Consider the following 17,999-nt stretch of genomic DNA (forward strand, 5'->3'; position numbering starts at 1 on the left):
CAGCGCGCGGGCCCCGGGAGACTGCCGGTTGATTCATCACTTCGGCAAGGTTTCCGCTCATGTCAGATTCGCTCAAAGGCCAGCTGCTGTGCAGCCTGGGGATGGTGCTCGTGGGCAGCACGGTGGTGGCCAGCAAGGTCATCGGCCAGGACATCGAACCCTTTCTCGCCACGGTGCTGCGGCACGCGCTGGCGCTGCCCGTGTTCTTTGCGCTGATGCGCTGGCGCGGCCAGCGGCTGCCGCGCGTGGGCCGGCGCGACGCGGTGCTGCTCACGGTGCAGGCGGCAGCGGGGAGCGTGGGGTACTCGGTGTTGCTGATCCTGGGCGTCACCCTGGCCAGTGCGTCTGACGCGGGCATCGTGGCGGGCACGCTGCCGGCGGCGGCCGCGCTGTTCTCGGCCCTGCTGCTGGGCGAGCGGCCCGGCTTGCGCCTGGTGCTGGCCATCGGCCTGGCCACGGCAGGCGTGATGGCCGTGGCCTTTTCCCCCGACGCGGCTGGTGGCAGCAGCAACCCCACGCGGCTGGCAGGCATCGCGCTGGTGCTGGCCGCCGTGGCGTGCGAGGCGGTGTTCATCCTGGCCAACAAGCGCCTGTCGCGGCCCCTGCCTGCGCTGGCGATGTCCACCCTCATGTCGGCGGGCGGGCTCTTGCTGTCGGCCCTGCCCGCCGTGTGGCTGGCGCGCGAGGGCTCGGGTTCTGCCTCGGCCTTCACCGCCCCGGCAATGGCGGGGGTGCTGTACTACGCGTGGGTGCCCACGGTGGGCGGATTTCTGCTGTGGTACGCGGGCAGCGCGCGCACCAGCGGCGTGCGCGCATCGCTGGCCACCGTGTGGCTGCCGGTGTCGGCGCTGGCGCTGTCGGCCGGCGTGCTGGGCGAAGCCATCCGCCTCTGGCAGTGGGCCGGGCTGGGCTGCGTGCTGGCAGGGATGGTGCTGGCGGCCACCGCCCCCCGAGAGCGGCCATGACGGGAGGCCACAACGCCCTGTGCGGGCCCGCCAGAGGCTGTTGATCCGCCGCGCCCTTAGAGGAAGAAAAGAGGCTACCGCCCCACCACCGACCAGCCTGCTTTCTGGTTGTCCTTGTCGTTTTCATATTCCCACGCCGTGCCGCAGCGGTCGCACACATAGCGGGTGATGGTGACGGAGCCCGTCTCGCGGTCTTCCTTGCGGTTGCCGCGCTGCACCAGCTCGGCGTGGCCCGGCGCCTTGCGCCAGTTGCGCTGAATGCCCTGGCAGGGCTCGCACAGCGCCATGGGTTTGAGTTCGTTCTGTCGGGCCAGGTCTTTGGTCATGGGGTGTCAGCCGTCGTGGGCCGGTGTGGGTGGGTTTGTCTGCTGCGGGGCGGCTACTGTAAGGCACCTGCGGAGGCAAAGACACAGCACGGCGGCTGAATTTGAAGCCGAATTGGCCTCCAGCGCTTGATGGGTAAGCGCAATCAGCTATCAAATATGGAGCTATCCCTTAGAACCTGTTCAAGATCTTGTCGGGGTGGCACAAGTACCTTGCCCGAAGGGTTGGAGTGAAATCCCCGAAAAGATTTTGAACAGGCTCTCAGCCCAACACCAGCGCCTTGGCCATGCGCGCATTGCGCAGCACCACGCCCGCGCGCTGCACCTGCTGGCGCTCTTCCACCACAAAGCCCTGCGCGGCAAAAAAAGGCTCGGCGGTCAGGCTCACGTGGGCGTGCAAGTGGGTGATGCCGCGCTGCGCCGCCTGCGTGTGGATGTGTGCCATCAGCGCACGGGCCACGCCCTGGCCTGCAAACGCCGGGCCCACAAAAAACATGTCGATGGTGCCGCTGGCCTGCAAATCGGCAAACCCGGCAATGGCGCCACCGCCCTGCGCCTGCGCGATGAAGGGCTGGTTGGCCTGCATGCGCCCGGCCCACTGCGCGGCGTCATGGTGCGGCGGCGCCCAGGCAGCGAGTTGTTCGGCGGTGTAGTCCTTGCAGGCCAGGCCATGCACCGAAGCGTGGAAAACGGCGCGCAAGGCGGGTTCGTCGCCAGAGCGAAAGTTGCGGATGTGGATGGACGGCATGGCGAGCAAGCTGCAGAGAAAAAGGGGCGCGATTGTGCCGCAAGGCCTTGGCGCCACCCTGCCACCTGCGCATCTCCCGCACGCGGCGGGCTGGACGAGAGGCGTCAGCCCGCCGCCATGCGCAGCCTGCGCGCCGCGTCTTCGTCGCGCGCGTCGTCGATCTCGCGCAGCACGGCCTGCATGTCCACATCGACGTGCTGCGGCGCGTAGCGGCCGGTCAACGGGGTCTCGTTGCTCAGCAGCCCGCTCTGGTACAGGCTCCAGATTTCGGGGCCATATTGGGTGGTGCGCAGCTCGGGCGCGAACTGGCCGAAGAAATCGCGCAGGTTGGCCACGTCGCGCAGCAGCATGCGCTGGGCGTGGTTGTTGCCCGCAGCGTCCACGGCCTGGGGCAGGTCGATGATGACGGGGCCGTCGGCGCCGGGTTCACCCTCGGCGCCGGGCAAGTGCGCCAGCAAGATGTTGAATTCCGACAGGTCGCCGTGCACGACGCCCGCACACAGCATGCGCACCACCTCGGCCACCAGCGTGGCGTGGTGGGTGCGCGCGTCTTCGGGCGTGAAGCTCACATCGTTCAGGCGCGGGGCGGCATCGCCGTGGGCGTCGGTCACCAGCTCCATAAGCAGCACGCCGTCGTGAAAGTTGTAGGGCTGCGGCACGCGCACGCCCGCAGCGGCCAGGCGATAGAGCGCATCGACCTCGGCGCTTTGCCACGCGGCCTCTTGTTCTTGCCGGCCAAACTTGCTGCCCTTGGCCATGGCGCGGGCCGAGCGAGAGTTCTTGACCTTGCGGTTCTCGGTGTAATCCACCGCCTGCCGAAAGCTGCGGTTGTTGGCCTCTTTGTAGATCTTGGCGCAGCGCGTTTCATCACCACAGCGCACCACGTAGACCATGGCCTCCTTGCCACTCATGAGTTGTCGGACCACGGTGTCGATCAGGCCTTCCTCAATGAGGGACTGCAGGCGGGGGGGAGCTTTCATCGGGGCTGTGCGGTAGAGGGGAACCGCCCATTGTCGCTGTAAGAGCCTGTTCAAAGTCTTTTTGGAGATCGCATTGGAGTGCAATCGGGATGAGTGGAAGCTTCGGATGTGCCGCATGGGCTCGTGCCCATGCAAGCAGCCGAGGCTTCCAATCGCCCGATTTCACTCCAACCCTGCGGGCAAGTGCCTTGCCGGGCGGTCTGCGGCGTTGCGGCGCTTGTGGATAGCGGGGCTATCCACTGCACCCCGCGCCTTGCATCCCATCCCGGCAAGGTACTTGTGCGACTCCAAAAAGACTTTGAACAAGCTCTGAGGCCGTTGCGGGGCTTTCGGCGGCCGCCAGCGAGACCAAGGCCGCCGAGGCGCTGAACGACAATCCGACACGGCCCGTGGATGCCTGTTGCGCCTGGGCCCGGCCCCTTTCACACGGCCATCCGCCTGCCGTACAGACCGCAGCACTTCACGGACCGCTGCTGCGTCCCCCCAAACACCCATCGCCCGCCTTCGCGCCGCGAAAACCCAGGAGACTTCCCCCATGCCCTTTACCACTGCGCACCCAGCCCCTGCCCTGCGCTCTGCTTCGTTGGCGGGCCTGCTGGTCTCGTGCGCCCTGGCTGCGCAGCCAGCGGCGGCTGCCGGGTTCCGCCAGGGTGCCTATGCAGACTCGCTCGGCGGCACGGCGGCGGTGTGCGTGACCTCGCAGCACATGGCCAACCTGACAGCCACCGCCTGGAAACAGTCCATGCAGCAGCGCGGGATGGACTGCACGGTCAGCGAGTCCACCCGCCCCCTGCCCGGCCACGAGACCTGGAAAGCCAGTTGCATCGCCAAGGCCCCGGGCGCGAGCGCAGGTGCCACCGCAGCGCACCTGTACCAGTTCACCGTGCATGCCGACGGCGAGCAGCTCATCATCGACAGCGGCATGAAGACCTCTGCGGGACAGCAGGTGATGAAGAATGCTTTTTCTGGCACCTACCAGGGTGCCTGCGCGCCCGGCACCCCGCCCCTGGACGTGTGGGCCTACCTGGACGGCACGTACGGGATGGGGACGCCCGCGCAGAGCGAGGCACGCAAGGCGGTGGCCACCGACCTCATCCGCTGCGCCAACGTGTTCAACGGCCTTTCGCTCAGCGTCGCAAAACCACGGCAGGAAGGCATGCGCGCTGCTGCGGCCGCGGTGATGGCAGCAGCGGTGGAGCTGCACCCGGGCGAGGGCGACTTCCACCTGGACGCGCTCAAGAAGTCGGCACCCGAGGTGTCGGCCGAGCTGGTCGGGACGTCGGCAGAGAGGAAGTTTGCGCTGTACCAGTCCTGCAGCCCGTATCTGGAGCCGGACGGCATCGCCAAGGCCGTGCAAAGCCGCGCGGCAGCGGGCGCCACCCCACGCTAGAACGGCGATTCGTTCACGGCTGCCGCATGCCGGTTCAGCCGCCTGACGGTGCCCACACGCACGAACGCCCCGCACCCCGCGAAGTGGTGCCGGGGCGTTGGCTGGGCCATGGTGACCGAACGGGTCTTCTTATTTGTCCAGCTCGGCGGCCAGCATGTCCCAGCTGGGGTAGGAGCTTTCGTCCAGGGTGATCGCACCCTTGCCTGCGGCAAACTTGAAAGCGGTGGTGCCCGTGCGGGCAAATTCCAGCGTCTTGAGTTTGCACACTGCGGCCTTGGAAGGGGCATCGTTGCAGTAGCGCGGCGCGTTGTCGACGATGGTGCCGGCCGCGTAGCGCACCTGGCGCAGGTGGTCCACGGTCTGAAAGCTGTCCTGCTTCACGTCCATCTTCACATCGCAGCCGCACGACTGCTTGAGGGTGCCGGCGGCAGCCTTCAAGGCCGGGGTCACCTCAGCGGCAAAAAAGTCGCGCTCGGCCTTGCCCGCGTGGGCCAAAGATGCGGCGACAAGGCTCAGGGATGCAATCACCAGCGTGTGTTTTTTCATAGTTCCTTAAAGAGATGGGCTCCAGAAATACGGGCCCTTGCTCCTCCCTCGCAAGTGGCCCGCGCCGCCATGGGCGGCTGGAGCGCCGCGGATTGTGCAGCGTGCCGGGCCCCGCAGCTGTAACCATGCGCTAACGGCGCGATGCCTTTTTCGCAACAGGTCATGCAAGCCCTGCGGGCTGCCTTACCCGGCCCCGCCTATGGATGCGTTGCGCAGCGCCTGGTGTGCCTCGCCGGCCCAATCGGGCGGCAGCTGGTGCTTCGCCTGCAGGTAGTGGTGGGTGAACACGTCTAGATACGCCTCCAGCGTCTGCGCGGCCTGCAGCTCGCCCGCCAGCGCGAGGCACAGCGCGCCCACCTCGGAGGTGCAGAAGTGGTCCGTGCGTGTGGAGCGGCGCAGGTGGTAGCGCGAGAGCTGCTCGGGCTGCAGACTCAGAACCGGAAAGCGGTCCAGGTAAGGGCTTTTGCGGAACATCTTGCGCGCCTCGGGCCAGGTGGCGTCGAGCAGCACAAACAGCGGGCGCTTGCCGTCCGATGGTGCTCCCAACCCTATCTGCGTGACCACCCGCTCGGGCGCCACGAACTCGCCGGGGAACACCACATATGGCTGCCACTGCGGGTCGGCCAGCAGCGCCAGCAGGCCGGGGTGCACCTCGGTGCGCGCCCAGCCGAAGGCATGGGTGTCGGCCACCACGTCGGCGATCAGCCAGCCGGTGTTGCTGGGCTTGAGCGGCTCGATGTCGGCCATCAGCAGACACATGCCCGCGCGCGTGGGCAGCACGGGGCGCAGCGCGCAGATGCAGTGGCTGGGCACCAGGCGGCAGCCCGCGCAGCGCTCGCCCTTGGGACCGCCCCGGGCCAGAAAGGGCTTGGCGCTGCGGGCCAGGCGCTCAGTGCGCAGGCGCGAAACAGCGTGCGGTGTGGCGGGGGTGGCCACCCCAGTCGCCGAGGGGTCCACGGGCTGCGTCACCGGCCGCCCGCACGTTCCAGCGCAAACAGCGGCAGTTCGGCCTGCGGGCTCAGCCACACGCCGCCCCCCAGCTCGGTAAAGCCCTCGCCCAGCGTGCGGCGGTACAGCTGCGCGGGGTGGCGGAACATGCGCGGGTCGGTCACCTGTTCGTCCACCACGTCCTGCTCCCAGTCCTCTCGCGCCACGGCCTCCACGTAAAGCGCGCCCCGGCTCAGGCGCGCCAGGTTGCGCATGGCCTTTTGTACGTCGGCCTCGCTCAGGTAGGGCAGCACGCCCTGGCAGATCACCAGGTCATACGGCGTGCGGGCCTTGTAGTCCACCACCGAGCCACGCTCCCACCCAAACCGCTCACACAGGTATTCGCTGAACTCCACGCCGTGGAACTGCGCCTGCGGAAAATGTCGCGCGATCACATCGCGCCACAGGCCAATGCCGCAACCCACATCCAGCACACGCCGCACGGGCACGCGCAGGTACTGCAGGTAGCTGCACACAAACGCACCCAGCCGCTCGGTGTGCGCCGGGTCCACCACGCTGGTCTTCTTGTCGAAGTAAAAGCGCTGGTAGTACGCCTCGTCAAAGATGGCCGCGTCCGCGCTGCCGCTCACTGGTTTCACTGCTGGGTCCTTCCGCCACGGGCCACCCTGCAGGGGCGGGCGCCGGGCACCTGTTCATGGCGGGGAGTATCGCCCACCCGGTGGCCCTGGCCGATGTCGGTGTAGTCTGTGGCCATGGATTCGCTGATCTCCGCCGCAGCCCGCGCGCTGGCTGCAGGCGATGCCCTTGCCGCCCTGCAGCGGGTGGCCCTGCGCGACGACCCACCGGCCCTGGCCCTGCGTGGCATTGCCATGGCCCAGCTGGGCGAGCACCCACGCGCCCGCGAACTGCTGCGCCGCGCTGCACGCGGCTTTGGTGCGCACGAGCCCGTGGCCCGCGCGCGCTGCGTCGTGGCCGAGGCCGAGGTGGCCCTGGCCCTGCGCGACCTGGGCGGGCAAACACACGCGCTGATGACTGCCGCAGCCATCCTGCAGGCCCACGGTGACACGGCCAACGCACTGCAGGCGCGGCTGGTGGCGGCACGCAAGCTGATCTTGCTGGGCAGGCTGGACGAAGCATCGGCTGCGCTGGAGAGCGCGCTGCCAAGTGCCCGCGCCACCGGCTCGGCAGCCCGCCTGCCCGCATCCCTGGCCGCAGTGGCCGAACTTGCCGCCGCAGAGCTGGCCCTGCGTTCGCTGCACATCGGCGCGGCACGCGCGGCCCTGCAGCGCGCACACGAGGCGGCGGGCCAATCGGGCGTGCCCGCCCTGGGGGCGGAGGTGGCCCACGCCCACACGCTGCTCCACCAGCCTGCAGCCCGCCGCCTGGCCCAAGGCGCCGAGCAGATGCTGCGGCTGGAGGACGTGGCGGCGCTGCTCGCATCCCCCACGCTGGTGGTGGATGCCTGCCGCCATGGCGTGCGCGCGGGCGACGTGTGGCACCCGCTGGCGCGCCGCCCCGTGCTGTTTGCACTGGTGCGTGCGCTGGCCACAGCCTGGCCGGGCAGCGTGGACCGCGAAGCCTTGATTGCCGACGTGTTCCGCACCCGCCACCCCGATGAAACCCACCGCGCCCGGCTGCGGGTGGAAATCGGCCGCCTGCGCGCCCTGATCGCACCGCTGGCCGGGGTGGAGCCCACACCGCGCGGCTTTGTGCTGCAGCCCCACGGCGGGCGCGATGTGGCCGTGCTGGCCCCGCCCGTGGATGGCGAGCAGGGCGCGCTGGTGGCCTTGCTGTCTGACGGCGCGGCCTGGTCCACATCGGCCCTGGCGCTGGCCCTGGGCGACAGCCAGCGCACCGTGCAGCGCGCGCTGGTCGATCTGGAGGGCAGCGGCCGCGTACGCGCCATCGGCCAGGCGCGAGCCCGCCGCTGGCTGGCCGCGCCGCTGGTGGGATTCACGACGATCTTGTTACTCCCCACCGTGCAGCCGATTCAATAAAGTGACTTCACCGCCCAACGCACACACCCTCCGCCGTGCACCGGGCACCCACCAGGAGCCACAGATGACCAACGCCACCACCCGCGACACCGCCTGCAACAGCGACATCGCCGACACCCCGCCGTCTCGCACACACGTGCCGATTGCCTCGCGCCAACCCGCCGAGGTCGTGCGCGAATACGGCCCCTTTGCGGGCGCCAGCGCCATCCACGGCGTGACCCACGACGGCCAGCGCGTGTGGGCCGCCACGGGCGAACAGCTGGTGGGTTTCGACCCCACCAGCGGCGCCACCACCCGCACGCTGGACGTGACCTGCGACGCAGGCACGGCGTTTGACGGAACCCACCTCTACCAGATTGCCGAGTCGCGCATCGACAAGATCGACCCCGCCACGGGCCAGGTGGTGGCCACGATTCCCGCGCCGGGCGGCGGCAACGATTCAGGTCTGACCTGGGCCGAAGGCAGCCTGTGGGTGGGCCAGTACCGCGACCGCAAGATCCACCAGATCGACCCCGCCACGGGTGCCATCCGCCGCACCATCGAATCCAACCGCTTCGTCACGGGCGTGACCTGGGTGGACGGTGAGCTATGGCACGGCACCTGGGAGGGCGACGAAAGCACACTGCGCCACATCGACCCCGCCAGCGGCGCGGTGCTGCAGCAGCTGGACCTGCCGCCCGGCGTGGGCGTGAGCGGGCTCGAGTCCGACGGAGCCGGGTTGTTCTACTGCGGTGGTGGCGGCAGCGGCAAGGTGCGCGCCGTGCGGCGGCCACAGGCCCACACGGCGGCTTAAAGAAGGGAACGAGGCGGAGCCCAAGAGCGGCTCACAAAACTCAGCGAAGCGGTTCTGGCTAGGCGCTGCGTCGCAGGCAGTCCGGCCAGTACGACAAGACGCAGCAACGACGCCAGAAGAGTTTTGTGAGTCGCTCTACGCCGCGGCGGGGTTGGGCGGGCGGTGCAGCGCGCAAATCTTGTTGCCATCCGGGTCGCGCAGATACGCCAGGTACAGCGGACCCGACGGGCCTTCACGGTAGCCCGGCGGGTCTTCGCAGGTGGTGCCGCCGTGGGCCACGCCCGCCGCGTGGAACGCATCGGCCTGCTCCGGCGACTGCATGGCAAAACCGATGGTGCCGCCATTGGCAAAAGTGGCCGCCTCGCCATTGATGGGCGTGCTGATGCAGAACGTGCCAGTGGGGCCCCGGTAGAAGTAGCGGTTCTTGTTGGCAACGCCCGGGGGTACACCGATGGTGCCAAGCAGCGCGTCGTAAAACTTCTTCGACACCTCCAGGTCGTTCACACCGACCATCACATGACTGAACATATTTCTTGTCTCCGTTGAAGCCCCGGTGGGGCGGGTTGTGGGCGGGAAGAATGTTACTTGCTGGTAGGTAGCCCGGGCCGGGCCTTGGTCGTTTGGCCTCCGCACCTCGCCGCGCCACACTGCGCTGCCGCGTGCCCCATAGGTCGCTATCCGTTTGGGCTGAGCCGGTCGAAGTCAGGGCGCTTCTTGCGAACAGCCCTTCAGCCCTTTGGCGAATCCAGGGGCGAACGGCCTGTCGGAGCCAGCAGGCGTGCCATCAAAAATTCAAGCAAAATTGGCCTCCAGCGCTTATCCATCCATCGCGATCAGCTATTAAATGCAGAGCATCCACAGCCGACTGCTCCGCTACCCACACCGCCTGCCATGCCGCCGCCCACACCCCCCGCATATTTCACCCCCGTCCCGCTCGACAAGGCCTACCGCCTGCTCAACCACGGCCCCACGGTGCTGGTGTCGGCTGCACACGCAGGCCAGCGCAACGTGATGGCCGCCGCCTGGGCCTGTGCGCTGGACTTTTCACCGCCCAAGGTGACGGTGGTGCTCGACAAGGCCACCCGCACGCGCGAGCTGGTGGAGGCCAGCGGCGAATTTGCGCTGCAGCTGCCCACCGTGGCCATGGCCGCGATGACCGTGGCGATTGGCACCGACAGCGCCAAGACCCACCCCGACAAACTGCAGCAACATGGCGTGCAGCTGTTCCACGCGCCCGGCCACGCCGACACCCCGCTGGTGCAAGGCTGCGCCGCCTGGCTGCTGTGCCGCGTGATCCCCGAGCCCCACAACCAGCAGACCTACGACCTGTTCATCGGCGAAGTGGTGGCCGCCTGGGCAGACGAGCGCGTGTTCCGCAATGGGCACTGGGAGTTCGACAGCGCACCCGATGAACTGCGCACGCTGCACTACGTGGCGGGCGGGCAGTTTTATGCGACAGGGGCTTCGGTGCGGACGTAGGGACCCGTTCCGAAGCCGGGGAGCAGCGGCGATGCAGCAGCGGCTGCAGTCATGGGGCAGCGGGTACCGTTGAGACTGACTCCGCAACAAGCTGCGCCTTATCAAGACAAAGTGACCTCTAGCGCACCGCACGGCCCTCCCCCTCATTCCCCATCCGAAATCCCCAGTTGCTTGAGGTCCGCAAATTTGGCCGCCATCGTCGGGTTGCCGCGTGTGAGCTTCTTGATCGTGAGATCTTCGGCCTTGTCGTTGGCCAGGCGCAGATTGTTGGCCGACTTGTGCAGCGCTTCCTTGGTTTTCTCCAGGTCCTTGATGGCCTCGTCAATGCGCTTGATGGCCTCCTCGAACCCGTCCGACGCCAGGCGCCAGTTGCGCCCAAACGCGCCCTTGAACTCCTCCAGCTGCGACTCGAACTTGGTGATGTCCAGGTTCTGCGCTTTCACCAGCGCCAGCTCGGACTTGTACTGCAGCGACTTCATCGACGCATTGCGCAGCAGCGTGATGATGGGGATGAAGAACTGTGGCCGCACCACGTACATCTTGGGGTAGCGGTAGAACATGTCCACGATGCCGGTGTTGTACAGCTCGCTCTCGGGCTCCAGCAGCGACACCAGCACCGCGTATTCGCAGCCTTTTTCGTTGCGGTCCTTGTCCAGCTCTTTCAAGAAGTCTTCGTTGCGCTTTTTGGTGACGGTCTCGTCGTTCTCGTTCTTCATCTCGAACATGATCGAGACGATCTCGTTGCCCGACTCATCCAGGTCGCGAAAGATGTAGTCGCCCTTGCTGCCGCTGCGTGCGTCGTTGTCCTTCTCAAAGTACGCGCGGGGAAACGCCGTGGCGCGGATGCGGTTGAACTCCGTCTCGCAGTGCTGCTCCAGCGTCTCGCCCACCATCTTGGTGGACAGGCGCGCCTTCATGTCCCGCAGCCGCGCAATCTCGCCGTCGCGGTCACGCAACTGCAAGGCGTACTGTTCCTTGATGGCGTTCTCCTCCAGCTGCTTTTTCATCACCACCAGGTTCAGATCGTTCTTGAATTCATCGCGCTCCCGGGCCACCACCGTGACCGCCTCGGACACTGCCAGCCTGCGCACCACCTCGCCCGCCTCCAGCTGCGATTTCAGCTGCTGGATCTCGGCGTCCTTTCTGGCGGCCACGCCTTGCAGCTCCTGCGCCAGCCGGGCTTCTGCCAGCTGGGCCGCTGTTTGCTGCGCTTGCCGCACGCGCTCCAGCTCATTCGCCATGGCATCGCGCTGCTTTTCCACCGCGCTCAGGGCCTGTGCCACCGCCAGATCGCGCTCCACCGCGCCCGCACCCAGCTGGGCCTTCAGGGCTTGAATCTCGGAGTCCTTGGCGGCCGCCGACTTCTGCAGCTCATTGGCCACCTGGGCCTGCGCCAGCGCCACCGCATTGCGCTTGTCCTGCTCGGCCAGCTCCAGCCGCTCGTGCAACTGCGCGCTGAAATCCGCGTCGCGCACCTGCTTGAGGATGTCGGCATACCCGGTTTCGTCGACCTTGAACGCCTTGTTGCAGTGGGGGCAGATGATGTCGTGCATGGCGGTCACCGTGTGTCTTGTTCGTGTTTAGTGGGTAGGGGAGCATAGCGGGCAGGAGCGTGCGCGGACGGAGCCTGTCGCAGCCTCGCGCAGCGCTTCAGCAGGCTCAGCGAGAACGGCTCCAGTGGATTCATGCCGCCTCAGCCGCAGGCCTGCGGCGGCAGTTCTTGTATCGCGCCCATCTTGCGGATCACGAGGTCAATGAACGCAGACACCGCCAGGGGCAGGTAGCGCCGGCTGGGGTAGACCATGTGCACGCCGTGCCCCCGCCGGTGGTACTGCGGAAGCACGGGCACCAGCAGGCCAGCGCGCAGATCGCGGTGCGTCAGCGTGGAGGGCAGCAACGCAATCCCCAAGCCCGCCAGCGCGGCCTTGCGCAGGGCCTGCGCCGTGTTGCCGCTGAAGCGGCCAGCCACCTGCACCTCGGCCGGCGCGCCCTCCGGCCCCGTCACGCGCCAGGTGGCCTTGCCGCTGGGGTGGCTGAACACCAGGCAATCATGGCCCGCCAGGTCTTGCAGCGTGGCCGGAACACCCTGGCGGGCGATGTAGGCCGGGCTGGCCACCAGGCCGTCGTTGCCCGCATCCAGCACCTTGCGCGCAAAGAGGCCCGAGTCCTCCAGGATGCCGCCCCGAAGGGCCACATCAATCCGGTCTGCAATCAGGTCGGCGCGCCCGTCACTCAGCACAAAGTCCACCCGCACCTTGGGGTGCGTGACCAGGAACTCGGTCAGCCACTCCATCGCAAAGAAATCAAAAAAATCAGCCGGTGCCGCCACCCGCACCAGGCCGCTGGGCTCCTGGTTCACCGCCAGCAGCTCCTCGCCCGCGTCCATCAGCCCCTCTACCGCGCCGCTGCAGCGCTCCAGAAACACCTGGCCCGCGCTGGTGAGCGTGAGATGGCGGGTCGAGCGCTGCATCAGCCGGGTGCCCAGCTGCGCTTCCAGCTGCTGCACCCGGCGGCTCAGGGTGTTGGGCGGCACGCCCAGGCGGCGCGATGCCTCGGCAAAGCTGCCGCAGCGCACCACCTGCACAAAGATGGCCACGTCGTTCAGATCCAGCATGGTTGCGCGCCCTCACTCACTGATTCATTCGATTAATGGACGAGTGCAATCATATTGCGCTATCTAGTCAATCAATCGATGAATTTTTAAGCTACAGGCATCAGTTCAACACCTCCAAGGTTCTCTGTATGTCTGCACCCGCCACCGCCCCCCGCGCCATCGCCCACCGCACCCGGGGCACCCCGCACGGCCCCATCACCCGCCTCATGAGCCCTGGGGATCTGGGCCAGGTGCTCAAGCCCTTTGTCTTTCTGGACCTGGTCCACTTTCAGCCCGGCGCAGCGCAGCAGGGCTTTGGCATGCACCCCCACTCGGGCATCGCCACGGTCACGTTCTTGTCGGAAGGCGATGTGCGCTACGAAGACAGCACCGGCCAAGCTGGCCTGCTGCCTGCGGGCGGCGTCGAATGGATGCGTGCTGGCAACGGCGTGTGGCACACCGGTGCCCCCGTGGGCGACACGCCGGGCCGGGGCTTTCAGCTGTGGGTGGCCCTGCCCGCCGCGCTGGAAAACGCCCCCGCCCACAGCCAGTACCTCGCCCCCGAGCTGGTGCCCCAGGTCGGCCCGGTGCGGGTGCTGCTGGGCGAGTACGGCGCAGCGCACAGCCCCGTGGCGGCGCCTGAGGGCATGACCTATTTGTCCGTGCAGTTGGCCCAGGGCGAACGCTGGACCTACGCGCCGCCCCAGGGCCACACCGTGGCGTGGGCGGCGGTGGCTACCGGCGCACTCACTGCAGGCGAAGCCATTGACGCAGGCGATCTGGTGGCGTTTGAGCCCAGCAGCCAGAGCATCGACTTTGTGGCCACCCAGGCCACCAGCTTCGTGCTGGGCTCTGCCGTGCCGCACCCCCACGACCTGGTCATGGGCCGCTACTCGGTGCACACCAGCCCGGCCGCCCTGGCACAGGGCGCCACAGAAATCCGGCGCATTGCCACACAACTGCGCCAGGCCGGGCGGCTGGCATAGCGCTACTCACTTCCCATCACGTTCTTTCAACCCACTTCACTCATCCAAGGAAAACATCATGAACATCGGCATCATCGGTTCTGGCGGTCTCGGCTCCAACGTGGCCCGCGCATTGGCCAACAAGGGACTGTCGGCCACCCTCTCTACCCGGCGCGGTCCGGAATCATTGGCCGCTCTGGTGGCCGAACTGGGCCCCACCATCAAGGCGGGCACCGTGGCAGAAGCTGCAGCCGCAGACATCGTGCTCATCGCCGTGCGCTGGGAAGACCTGGGCCAGGCGCTGGGCAGCCTGCCTGCGTGGAACGGGCGCATCGTCATCGACGGCACCAACCCCGTGGCGTTTCTGGACCCCAACTCGCCCGACGCCCAAGACCCCACCAACCCGCTGGCGGCCTACGGCATCAAGGCCATCGACCTGGGCGGGCGCTCGTCCAGCGAAGTGTTCAGCGAATTCGTGCCCGGCGCCCGCGTGGTCAAGGCGTTCAACCATCTGGATGTGAACGTGCTGGCCCAGCCCCAAGTGTCGGGCGGCCAGCGCGCCATGTTCTATGCGGGCGACGACGCCGCCGCCAAGGCCGAAGTGCGCAAGGTGCTGGACGCCATCGGCTACTTCCCGGTGGACCTGGGCACGCTGGCGGTGGGCGGGCGTTTGTCGGAGCTGCCGTTTGGTGCGTTGTCGAGCACGCAGTTCATCAAGATCTGAAGGTGGCGTGAAGTGCGACTCGCCACAAGGCAAGGTGCGCTTCGCGCTTGCTGCAGCATGCGCTGCGCTTTATCTTTGTGTTTCCGCAGCTGTGGCCTGAGGCGGATGCGGATGCGGATGCGGATGCGGATGCGGATTCAGCCCATATTCAATGGTTAAATTGGCCTCTAGCGCTTATCCAATAAGCGCTAAAAGCTATCAATTTATGAGTATCACCGCACACCATACCTTTGAAACGCCCGAGCAGCTCCACGCGTGGCTGCGGGTGAACCACGCCAGTGAGACTGAGCTTTGGGTGCGCATCTTCAAAAAGGCCATCGGCCAGCCCTCTGTCACCTGGGACGACTGCGTGGTGGTCGCCATTGCCTGGGGCTGGATCGACGGGATACGCAAGAGCTTGGACGACACCTCGTTTCTGCAACGTCTGACGCCACGCCGCGCGCGCTCCAACTGGTCTCAGAAAAACGTGCAGCATGCCGAGCGGCTGATAGAGCAAGGGCGCATGCAAGCCGCCGGTCTGGCGCAAGTAGAGGCCGCGCGCAGCGATGGGCGCTGGGCCACCGCCTACGCCGGCAGCGCCACCATGGAGATGCCCGAAGACTTTTTGGCGGCGCTGCAACAAGACCCCGCTGCCCACGCTTTCTACGCCACGCTCAAACGCCAGAGCCTGTTCACCATCTATCACCAGCTGCACAGCGCCAAGCGGCCGGAAACCCGGCAAAAGCGCATGGCGGAGCTGTTGGCGAAGTTGGCGTGCGGTGAAAGCCCTTAAATTTTCTGCCATTGTCGGGGCGCCCCGCTTCAGCTTCTTGATCGTTACATCCTGCGCCTTATCGTTCGCAAGACGGAGGTTCCGATCAGTGCCAAGCAGAGCGTCCTTAGTTTTTTGCAGCCATTTCGTTGCGGCTTGCTACGGTTTTAACGGCGACCAGTTTCCAAAGTGTCAAAGCCAATATGCGTCTCCGGTCAGCGAGTTTTTCGCGACGTACGCATCACGCTTCGTATCAAAGGATGCGGCATCCGTAGTGAGGACGGACGGATCTCTAGCCAATGCCTTTGCGTAGGTATCGCATACGGTGCTGTATTCGGGTGTCGTCGAATCAGACAAAAATTCCAATACGCGGTCTACCTTACCTCCGCTTAGGTCTTCGCCAAGGAACTCCCCTTCAAAATGAGGGAATTGTGTGAATATCGCGCCGCCATTTGATTGCGAAACGATGCTGCGAATACTCTGATTCATTGTCCACATGGCAGCACCAATAATTTTTGACTTGCGTTTGACTTTTGGAGTATCCGAATCATGAATCACGAGATACGGCACTTTGAATTGATTGAGAATCGCGGCGAACAGTGGAATATTGGCCTTACCCAAACAATCAATGACATGAATGTCGATCCCATTTTTTTCTGCGACATGCTTAATTGCAATGTGCTCTGTCGGCCCCTCTACCAAAACGATGTTGTCGTAAAAGAAAAACTCATTGACCACAGGATGGCATCGTCGAACCATCTGAAGTCTCTGGCGCTCCGGTTCGTCAAAGGAAAACTTGTCAGTTGACACATAGCGTTGCTCAGACGAGCTTGCGTCGACGCGAACAATCGTTGTGTGATCCTTCGAGAGATCAATAAATATTGGAGAGTGCGTGGTCGCGATAACCTGCCAATCAGGATTATTGAGCGCAAAGTTGTAAAGCGCTTCCCTAGCGCCGCGTATCGTAGGTGGGTGGAGAAATGCTTCTGGTTCGTCGATTAGCAGTATGCGACTCGCCGCTGCGGTATCACCAGCTTTCTTTTTACTCCCTGTTGAGTCGGACATCACAGAAAGAGCAGACCAAAGTAGGGCGCGTTGAATACCAGTGCCCTGAAGCAGTAATGGAGTCGTACCTCCGCCGGTCGTGCCAATTTTCAAATACGATTCAGCACCTACGACTTTTTCGTCAATAGCGTCTTTTGATCGAGGGACTAACTCGATAGTCGTGCCAGGGAAGATTTGAGAAACGTTGCTCGTGATCTTTGCTGCGACGTCATCAAAAACACTTTTCGACTCATCAAAAAGTTTTTGCGCAAGTAGTTCAATTTGAGCTACTACTTCCTTGGTACTGCTTGAATCCGCTTTGAGTCGCATTTTTACATGATCCTTGAGCATCCCTACTATTTTTATCTGCGTTTGCTCTATTGGATCAGTTGGTCTGAGGCGCACGGGCTGAGGGATACGGCTTTGAAATAGTGAATCCCATCCACCGACCCCTCCATCTTCAAACTGACTTGCAACTGGGTTATAGGACTGTTTTTGCCCTTTTTCGTTTGGTTTTTTCCAAATCCAGCGCACCTTGACACAATCACCAAAATTAGCATCCGTTAATGTCCATTTTTTCCCTATCATTACCTCGTCCTCAGGTGTCAGCTGATCGAAGACCCCAGTAATCTCTACTGGCTTAGACGTATCACCATTGTGGAAATGGCTTTCTTCCAGCGCTTTCCCAGTTGAAGCAAAGGCTTCGTAAGCATCAAGTACGGTTGACTTGCCCGCATTATTTTGGCCAATCAGTACAACGATTTCGTCTATCCGAATTGCACATTCATGATCGCCAACACGCTTGAAATTCTTGATTAATAGACCTGCTAAACGCATATCTGTTTTCCTTTTCTGTTCTAAAAATAAACCAGATCACCCCAGTTGCAGCCCAAATCCGCAATCCCCACCTCCCCCTAACACCAACCTCTACATCGCCCGAGTAGCCGCCACATAAAACACCCGCGCCGCCTCCTTCTCGTCCTCCCCAGGCGCAGGCATATGCCCCACTCCGGGTAGAGCCACCACGGGAAATTCCAAGCCTTTGCTGACCTTCATCGTCATGACCGGAATAGCGTCGGCGCTGGGTCGGTACTCACCACTCTTCTTGCGCACGCGGTGCGGCAGCTTGCGTTGAGCCAGGGCGCTGGCGCACAGGTCCATGTGTGGCCCAGTCGGCACACACCGCCGCCGTGTCGCCCCACGCAAAGCCTTCTTTATGGGCGCTGGCCAGATGGTCGGCAATTGCAAAAGCTTCGTCGCGCAGGGTGGGCAACTTGATGACCACGGGGGCTTGCCCCTCGCGCCCGCAGCTCATGGGTTTGAGCAGGGGGATGCCGTCGTCGTCTTTGTCGTCAGCCGTGAGCAGGTCTGCGGCGACTAGGCTGGCGGTGTGCAATATCTGCCGCGTGTTGCGGTAGTTGATCTTCAGGATGGTGGTGCGCCCCTGGGCCTGAACGGCTACGCCTTTGAGCAGGTAATCGGTATCGAGCTTCTGCTCTAGCCGCTCGGGAAGGCGTAGCTCGCCAGTTGAATCAAAGACGGACGAGCCTATCGCCGGTAACAATGTCGCCATGCCTTCAGATCCCTGCCCGTGTCAGGCTGCTTGTGTATGTATTTGTTACTGCACTGTAGGGGGCGCGGCGGCGGGGAGCAACCTTTGAATGTCAAGGTCAGTGGACGAAGCGAATGCCGTGGACAGAAGGGCGCGGCATATCTTCACTGAATGAAATCGAGCCAAATTAGCCTCTAGCGC

General features: G+C 64.8%; 20 protein-coding genes. 8 read left to right on the forward strand and 12 right to left on the reverse strand.

Features of this window, described 5'->3' with window-relative positions:
* Positions 1–59: 59 nt before the first annotated feature.
* Entirely contained in the window at positions 60–965 is a 906-nt protein-coding gene (locus ARADN35_RS0117615; RefSeq protein WP_010464437.1) for a DMT family transporter, read from the forward strand.
* Positions 966–1,039: 74 nt separating this feature from the next.
* Here ARADN35_RS0117615 and ARADN35_RS0117620 read toward each other — a convergent pair whose 3' ends face one another.
* The 3 genes from ARADN35_RS0117620 to ARADN35_RS0117630 form a co-directional block, all read right to left on the reverse strand.
* Positions 1,040–1,291 (reverse strand): hypothetical protein, encoded by a 252-nt coding sequence (locus ARADN35_RS0117620; protein ID WP_010464440.1) that lies wholly within the window; start codon positions 1,289–1,291, stop codon positions 1,040–1,042.
* 259 nt (positions 1,292–1,550) lie between these two features.
* Complete coding sequence (locus ARADN35_RS0117625; RefSeq protein WP_010464442.1) at positions 1,551–2,036, reverse strand: GNAT family N-acetyltransferase; 486 nt, start codon at positions 2,034–2,036, stop codon at positions 1,551–1,553.
* A gap of 104 nt (positions 2,037–2,140) precedes the next feature.
* Positions 2,141–3,016 (reverse strand): PA4780 family RIO1-like protein kinase, encoded by an 876-nt coding sequence (locus ARADN35_RS0117630; protein ID WP_010464444.1) that lies wholly within the window; start codon positions 3,014–3,016, stop codon positions 2,141–2,143.
* A gap of 535 nt (positions 3,017–3,551) precedes the next feature.
* On the opposite strand from ARADN35_RS0117630, the gene ARADN35_RS0117635 reads away from it, so the two are divergent.
* A complete protein-coding gene (locus ARADN35_RS0117635) occupies positions 3,552–4,406 on the forward strand; it encodes a hypothetical protein (RefSeq protein WP_010464445.1) in 855 nt (284 codons plus the stop codon).
* A gap of 129 nt (positions 4,407–4,535) precedes the next feature.
* Here ARADN35_RS0117635 and ARADN35_RS0117640 read toward each other — a convergent pair whose 3' ends face one another.
* The 3 genes from ARADN35_RS0117640 to ARADN35_RS0117650 form a co-directional block, all read right to left on the reverse strand.
* Entirely contained in the window at positions 4,536–4,952 is a 417-nt protein-coding gene (locus ARADN35_RS0117640; protein ID WP_010464447.1) for a hypothetical protein, read from the reverse strand.
* A gap of 183 nt (positions 4,953–5,135) precedes the next feature.
* Entirely contained in the window at positions 5,136–5,921 is a 786-nt protein-coding gene (locus ARADN35_RS0117645; RefSeq protein WP_010464448.1) for a tRNA-uridine aminocarboxypropyltransferase, read from the reverse strand.
* A complete protein-coding gene (locus ARADN35_RS0117650; protein ID WP_010464449.1) occupies positions 5,918–6,538 on the reverse strand; it encodes a class I SAM-dependent methyltransferase in 621 nt (206 codons plus the stop codon). The genes ARADN35_RS0117645 and ARADN35_RS0117650 overlap by 4 nt, the downstream gene beginning before the upstream one ends.
* 114 nt (positions 6,539–6,652) lie before the next feature.
* Between ARADN35_RS0117650 and ARADN35_RS0117655 the strand changes: the two genes are divergently transcribed.
* Together ARADN35_RS0117655 and ARADN35_RS0117660 are read left to right on the forward strand one after the other, a co-directional pair.
* Positions 6,653–7,897, forward strand: a complete 1,245-nt coding sequence (locus ARADN35_RS0117655; protein WP_010464450.1) for a hypothetical protein — start codon at positions 6,653–6,655, stop codon at positions 7,895–7,897.
* A 64-nt stretch (positions 7,898–7,961) separates the two neighbouring features.
* Positions 7,962–8,690 (forward strand): Vgb family protein, encoded by a 729-nt coding sequence (locus ARADN35_RS0117660; RefSeq protein WP_010464451.1) that lies wholly within the window; start codon positions 7,962–7,964, stop codon positions 8,688–8,690.
* Between the two features lie 135 nt (positions 8,691–8,825).
* Here the strand turns inward: ARADN35_RS0117660 and ARADN35_RS0117665 are convergent, their stop codons facing one another.
* Positions 8,826–9,218: a VOC family protein gene (locus ARADN35_RS0117665; protein WP_010464453.1), complete on the reverse strand. Its 393-nt coding sequence runs from the start codon at positions 9,216–9,218 to the stop codon at positions 8,826–8,828.
* Positions 9,219–9,581: 363 nt separating this feature from the next.
* Here ARADN35_RS0117665 and ARADN35_RS0117670 point away from each other — a divergent pair, with 363 nt between their 5' ends.
* The gene (locus tag ARADN35_RS0117670) at positions 9,582–10,169 is read left to right on the forward strand and encodes a flavin reductase family protein (protein ID WP_010464455.1); all 588 of its coding nucleotides are present in this window, start codon (positions 9,582–9,584) and stop codon (positions 10,167–10,169) included.
* Between the two features lie 143 nt (positions 10,170–10,312).
* Here the strand turns inward: ARADN35_RS0117670 and ARADN35_RS0117675 are convergent, their stop codons facing one another.
* On the reverse strand, positions 10,313–11,722 hold the full coding sequence (locus tag ARADN35_RS0117675) for a DUF2130 domain-containing protein (protein ID WP_010464457.1): 1,410 nt from the start codon (positions 11,720–11,722) through the stop codon (positions 10,313–10,315).
* Positions 11,723–11,862: 140 nt separating this feature from the next.
* Entirely contained in the window at positions 11,863–12,783 is a 921-nt protein-coding gene (locus ARADN35_RS0117680) for a LysR family transcriptional regulator (protein ID WP_010464459.1), read from the reverse strand.
* Between the two features lie 128 nt (positions 12,784–12,911).
* Here ARADN35_RS0117680 and ARADN35_RS0117685 point away from each other — a divergent pair, with 128 nt between their 5' ends.
* The 3 genes from ARADN35_RS0117685 (at position 12,912) to ARADN35_RS0117695 (ending at position 15,223) form a co-directional block, all read left to right on the forward strand.
* Complete coding sequence (locus ARADN35_RS0117685) at positions 12,912–13,748, forward strand: pirin family protein (RefSeq protein WP_010464461.1); 837 nt, start codon at positions 12,912–12,914, stop codon at positions 13,746–13,748.
* 58 nt (positions 13,749–13,806) lie between these two features.
* Entirely contained in the window at positions 13,807–14,451 is a 645-nt protein-coding gene (locus tag ARADN35_RS0117690; protein ID WP_010464463.1) for an NADPH-dependent F420 reductase, read from the forward strand.
* 205 nt (positions 14,452–14,656) lie between these two features.
* Positions 14,657–15,223, forward strand: coding sequence for a YdeI/OmpD-associated family protein (locus tag ARADN35_RS0117695; RefSeq protein ID WP_010464465.1), 567 nt, complete (start codon positions 14,657–14,659; stop codon positions 15,221–15,223).
* Between the two features lie 171 nt (positions 15,224–15,394).
* On the opposite strand, the gene ARADN35_RS27450 is transcribed toward ARADN35_RS0117695, so the two are convergent.
* The 3 genes from ARADN35_RS27450 to ARADN35_RS28820 all read right to left on the reverse strand — a co-directional run bounded on the left by ARADN35_RS27450 (position 15,395) and on the right by ARADN35_RS28820 (position 17,819).
* A complete protein-coding gene (locus tag ARADN35_RS27450; RefSeq protein ID WP_010464466.1) occupies positions 15,395–17,083 on the reverse strand; it encodes an ATP-dependent nuclease in 1,689 nt (562 codons plus the stop codon).
* Positions 17,084–17,173: 90 nt separating this feature from the next.
* A complete protein-coding gene (locus tag ARADN35_RS28815) occupies positions 17,174–17,407 on the reverse strand; it encodes a 3'-5' exonuclease (RefSeq protein ID WP_425265717.1) in 234 nt (77 codons plus the stop codon).
* Positions 17,340–17,819 (reverse strand): hypothetical protein, encoded by a 480-nt coding sequence (locus ARADN35_RS28820; protein WP_373404734.1) that lies wholly within the window; start codon positions 17,817–17,819, stop codon positions 17,340–17,342. Before ARADN35_RS28820 ends, ARADN35_RS28815 begins: the two co-directional genes overlap by 68 nt.
* Between the last annotated feature and the right edge of the window lie 180 nt (positions 17,820–17,999).

Origin of the sequence: Acidovorax radicis N35 (assembly GCF_000204195.1) — a bacterium.
In the GTDB taxonomy this organism is placed as follows: domain Bacteria; phylum Pseudomonadota; class Gammaproteobacteria; order Burkholderiales; family Burkholderiaceae_C; genus Acidovorax; species Acidovorax radicis.

Excerpts from the sequence above, each read along its gene's own strand:
- ARADN35_RS0117690 (WP_010464463.1), top strand. The coding sequence starts at position 13,807 with ATGAACATCGGCATCATCGGTTCTGGCGGTCTCGGCTCCAACGTGGCC.
- ARADN35_RS0117670 (WP_010464455.1), top strand. The coding sequence starts at position 9,582 with ATGCCGCCGCCCACACCCCCCGCATATTTCACCCCCGTCCCGCTCGAC.
- ARADN35_RS0117680 (WP_010464459.1), bottom strand. The coding sequence starts at position 12,783 with ATGCTGGATCTGAACGACGTGGCCATCTTTGTGCAGGTGGTGCGCTGC.
- ARADN35_RS0117695 (WP_010464465.1), top strand. The coding sequence starts at position 14,657 with ATGAGTATCACCGCACACCATACCTTTGAAACGCCCGAGCAGCTCCAC.
- ARADN35_RS0117635 (WP_010464445.1), top strand. The coding sequence starts at position 3,552 with ATGCCCTTTACCACTGCGCACCCAGCCCCTGCCCTGCGCTCTGCTTCG.
- ARADN35_RS0117665 (WP_010464453.1), bottom strand. The coding sequence starts at position 9,218 with ATGTTCAGTCATGTGATGGTCGGTGTGAACGACCTGGAGGTGTCGAAG.
- ARADN35_RS0117615 (WP_010464437.1), top strand. The coding sequence starts at position 60 with ATGTCAGATTCGCTCAAAGGCCAGCTGCTGTGCAGCCTGGGGATGGTG.
- ARADN35_RS0117625 (WP_010464442.1), bottom strand. The coding sequence starts at position 2,036 with ATGCCGTCCATCCACATCCGCAACTTTCGCTCTGGCGACGAACCCGCC.
- ARADN35_RS0117675 (WP_010464457.1), bottom strand. The coding sequence starts at position 11,722 with ATGCACGACATCATCTGCCCCCACTGCAACAAGGCGTTCAAGGTCGAC.
- ARADN35_RS28820 (WP_373404734.1), bottom strand. The coding sequence starts at position 17,819 with ATGGCGACATTGTTACCGGCGATAGGCTCGTCCGTCTTTGATTCAACT.
- ARADN35_RS0117620 (WP_010464440.1), bottom strand. The coding sequence starts at position 1,291 with ATGACCAAAGACCTGGCCCGACAGAACGAACTCAAACCCATGGCGCTG.
- ARADN35_RS0117685 (WP_010464461.1), top strand. The coding sequence starts at position 12,912 with ATGTCTGCACCCGCCACCGCCCCCCGCGCCATCGCCCACCGCACCCGG.
- ARADN35_RS0117660 (WP_010464451.1), top strand. The coding sequence starts at position 7,962 with ATGACCAACGCCACCACCCGCGACACCGCCTGCAACAGCGACATCGCC.
- ARADN35_RS27450 (WP_010464466.1), bottom strand. The coding sequence starts at position 17,083 with ATGCGTTTAGCAGGTCTATTAATCAAGAATTTCAAGCGTGTTGGCGAT.
- ARADN35_RS28815 (WP_425265717.1), bottom strand. The coding sequence starts at position 17,407 with ATGGACCTGTGCGCCAGCGCCCTGGCTCAACGCAAGCTGCCGCACCGC.
- ARADN35_RS0117630 (WP_010464444.1), bottom strand. The coding sequence starts at position 3,016 with ATGAAAGCTCCCCCCCGCCTGCAGTCCCTCATTGAGGAAGGCCTGATC.
- ARADN35_RS0117655 (WP_010464450.1), top strand. The coding sequence starts at position 6,653 with ATGGATTCGCTGATCTCCGCCGCAGCCCGCGCGCTGGCTGCAGGCGAT.
- ARADN35_RS0117640 (WP_010464447.1), bottom strand. The coding sequence starts at position 4,952 with ATGAAAAAACACACGCTGGTGATTGCATCCCTGAGCCTTGTCGCCGCA.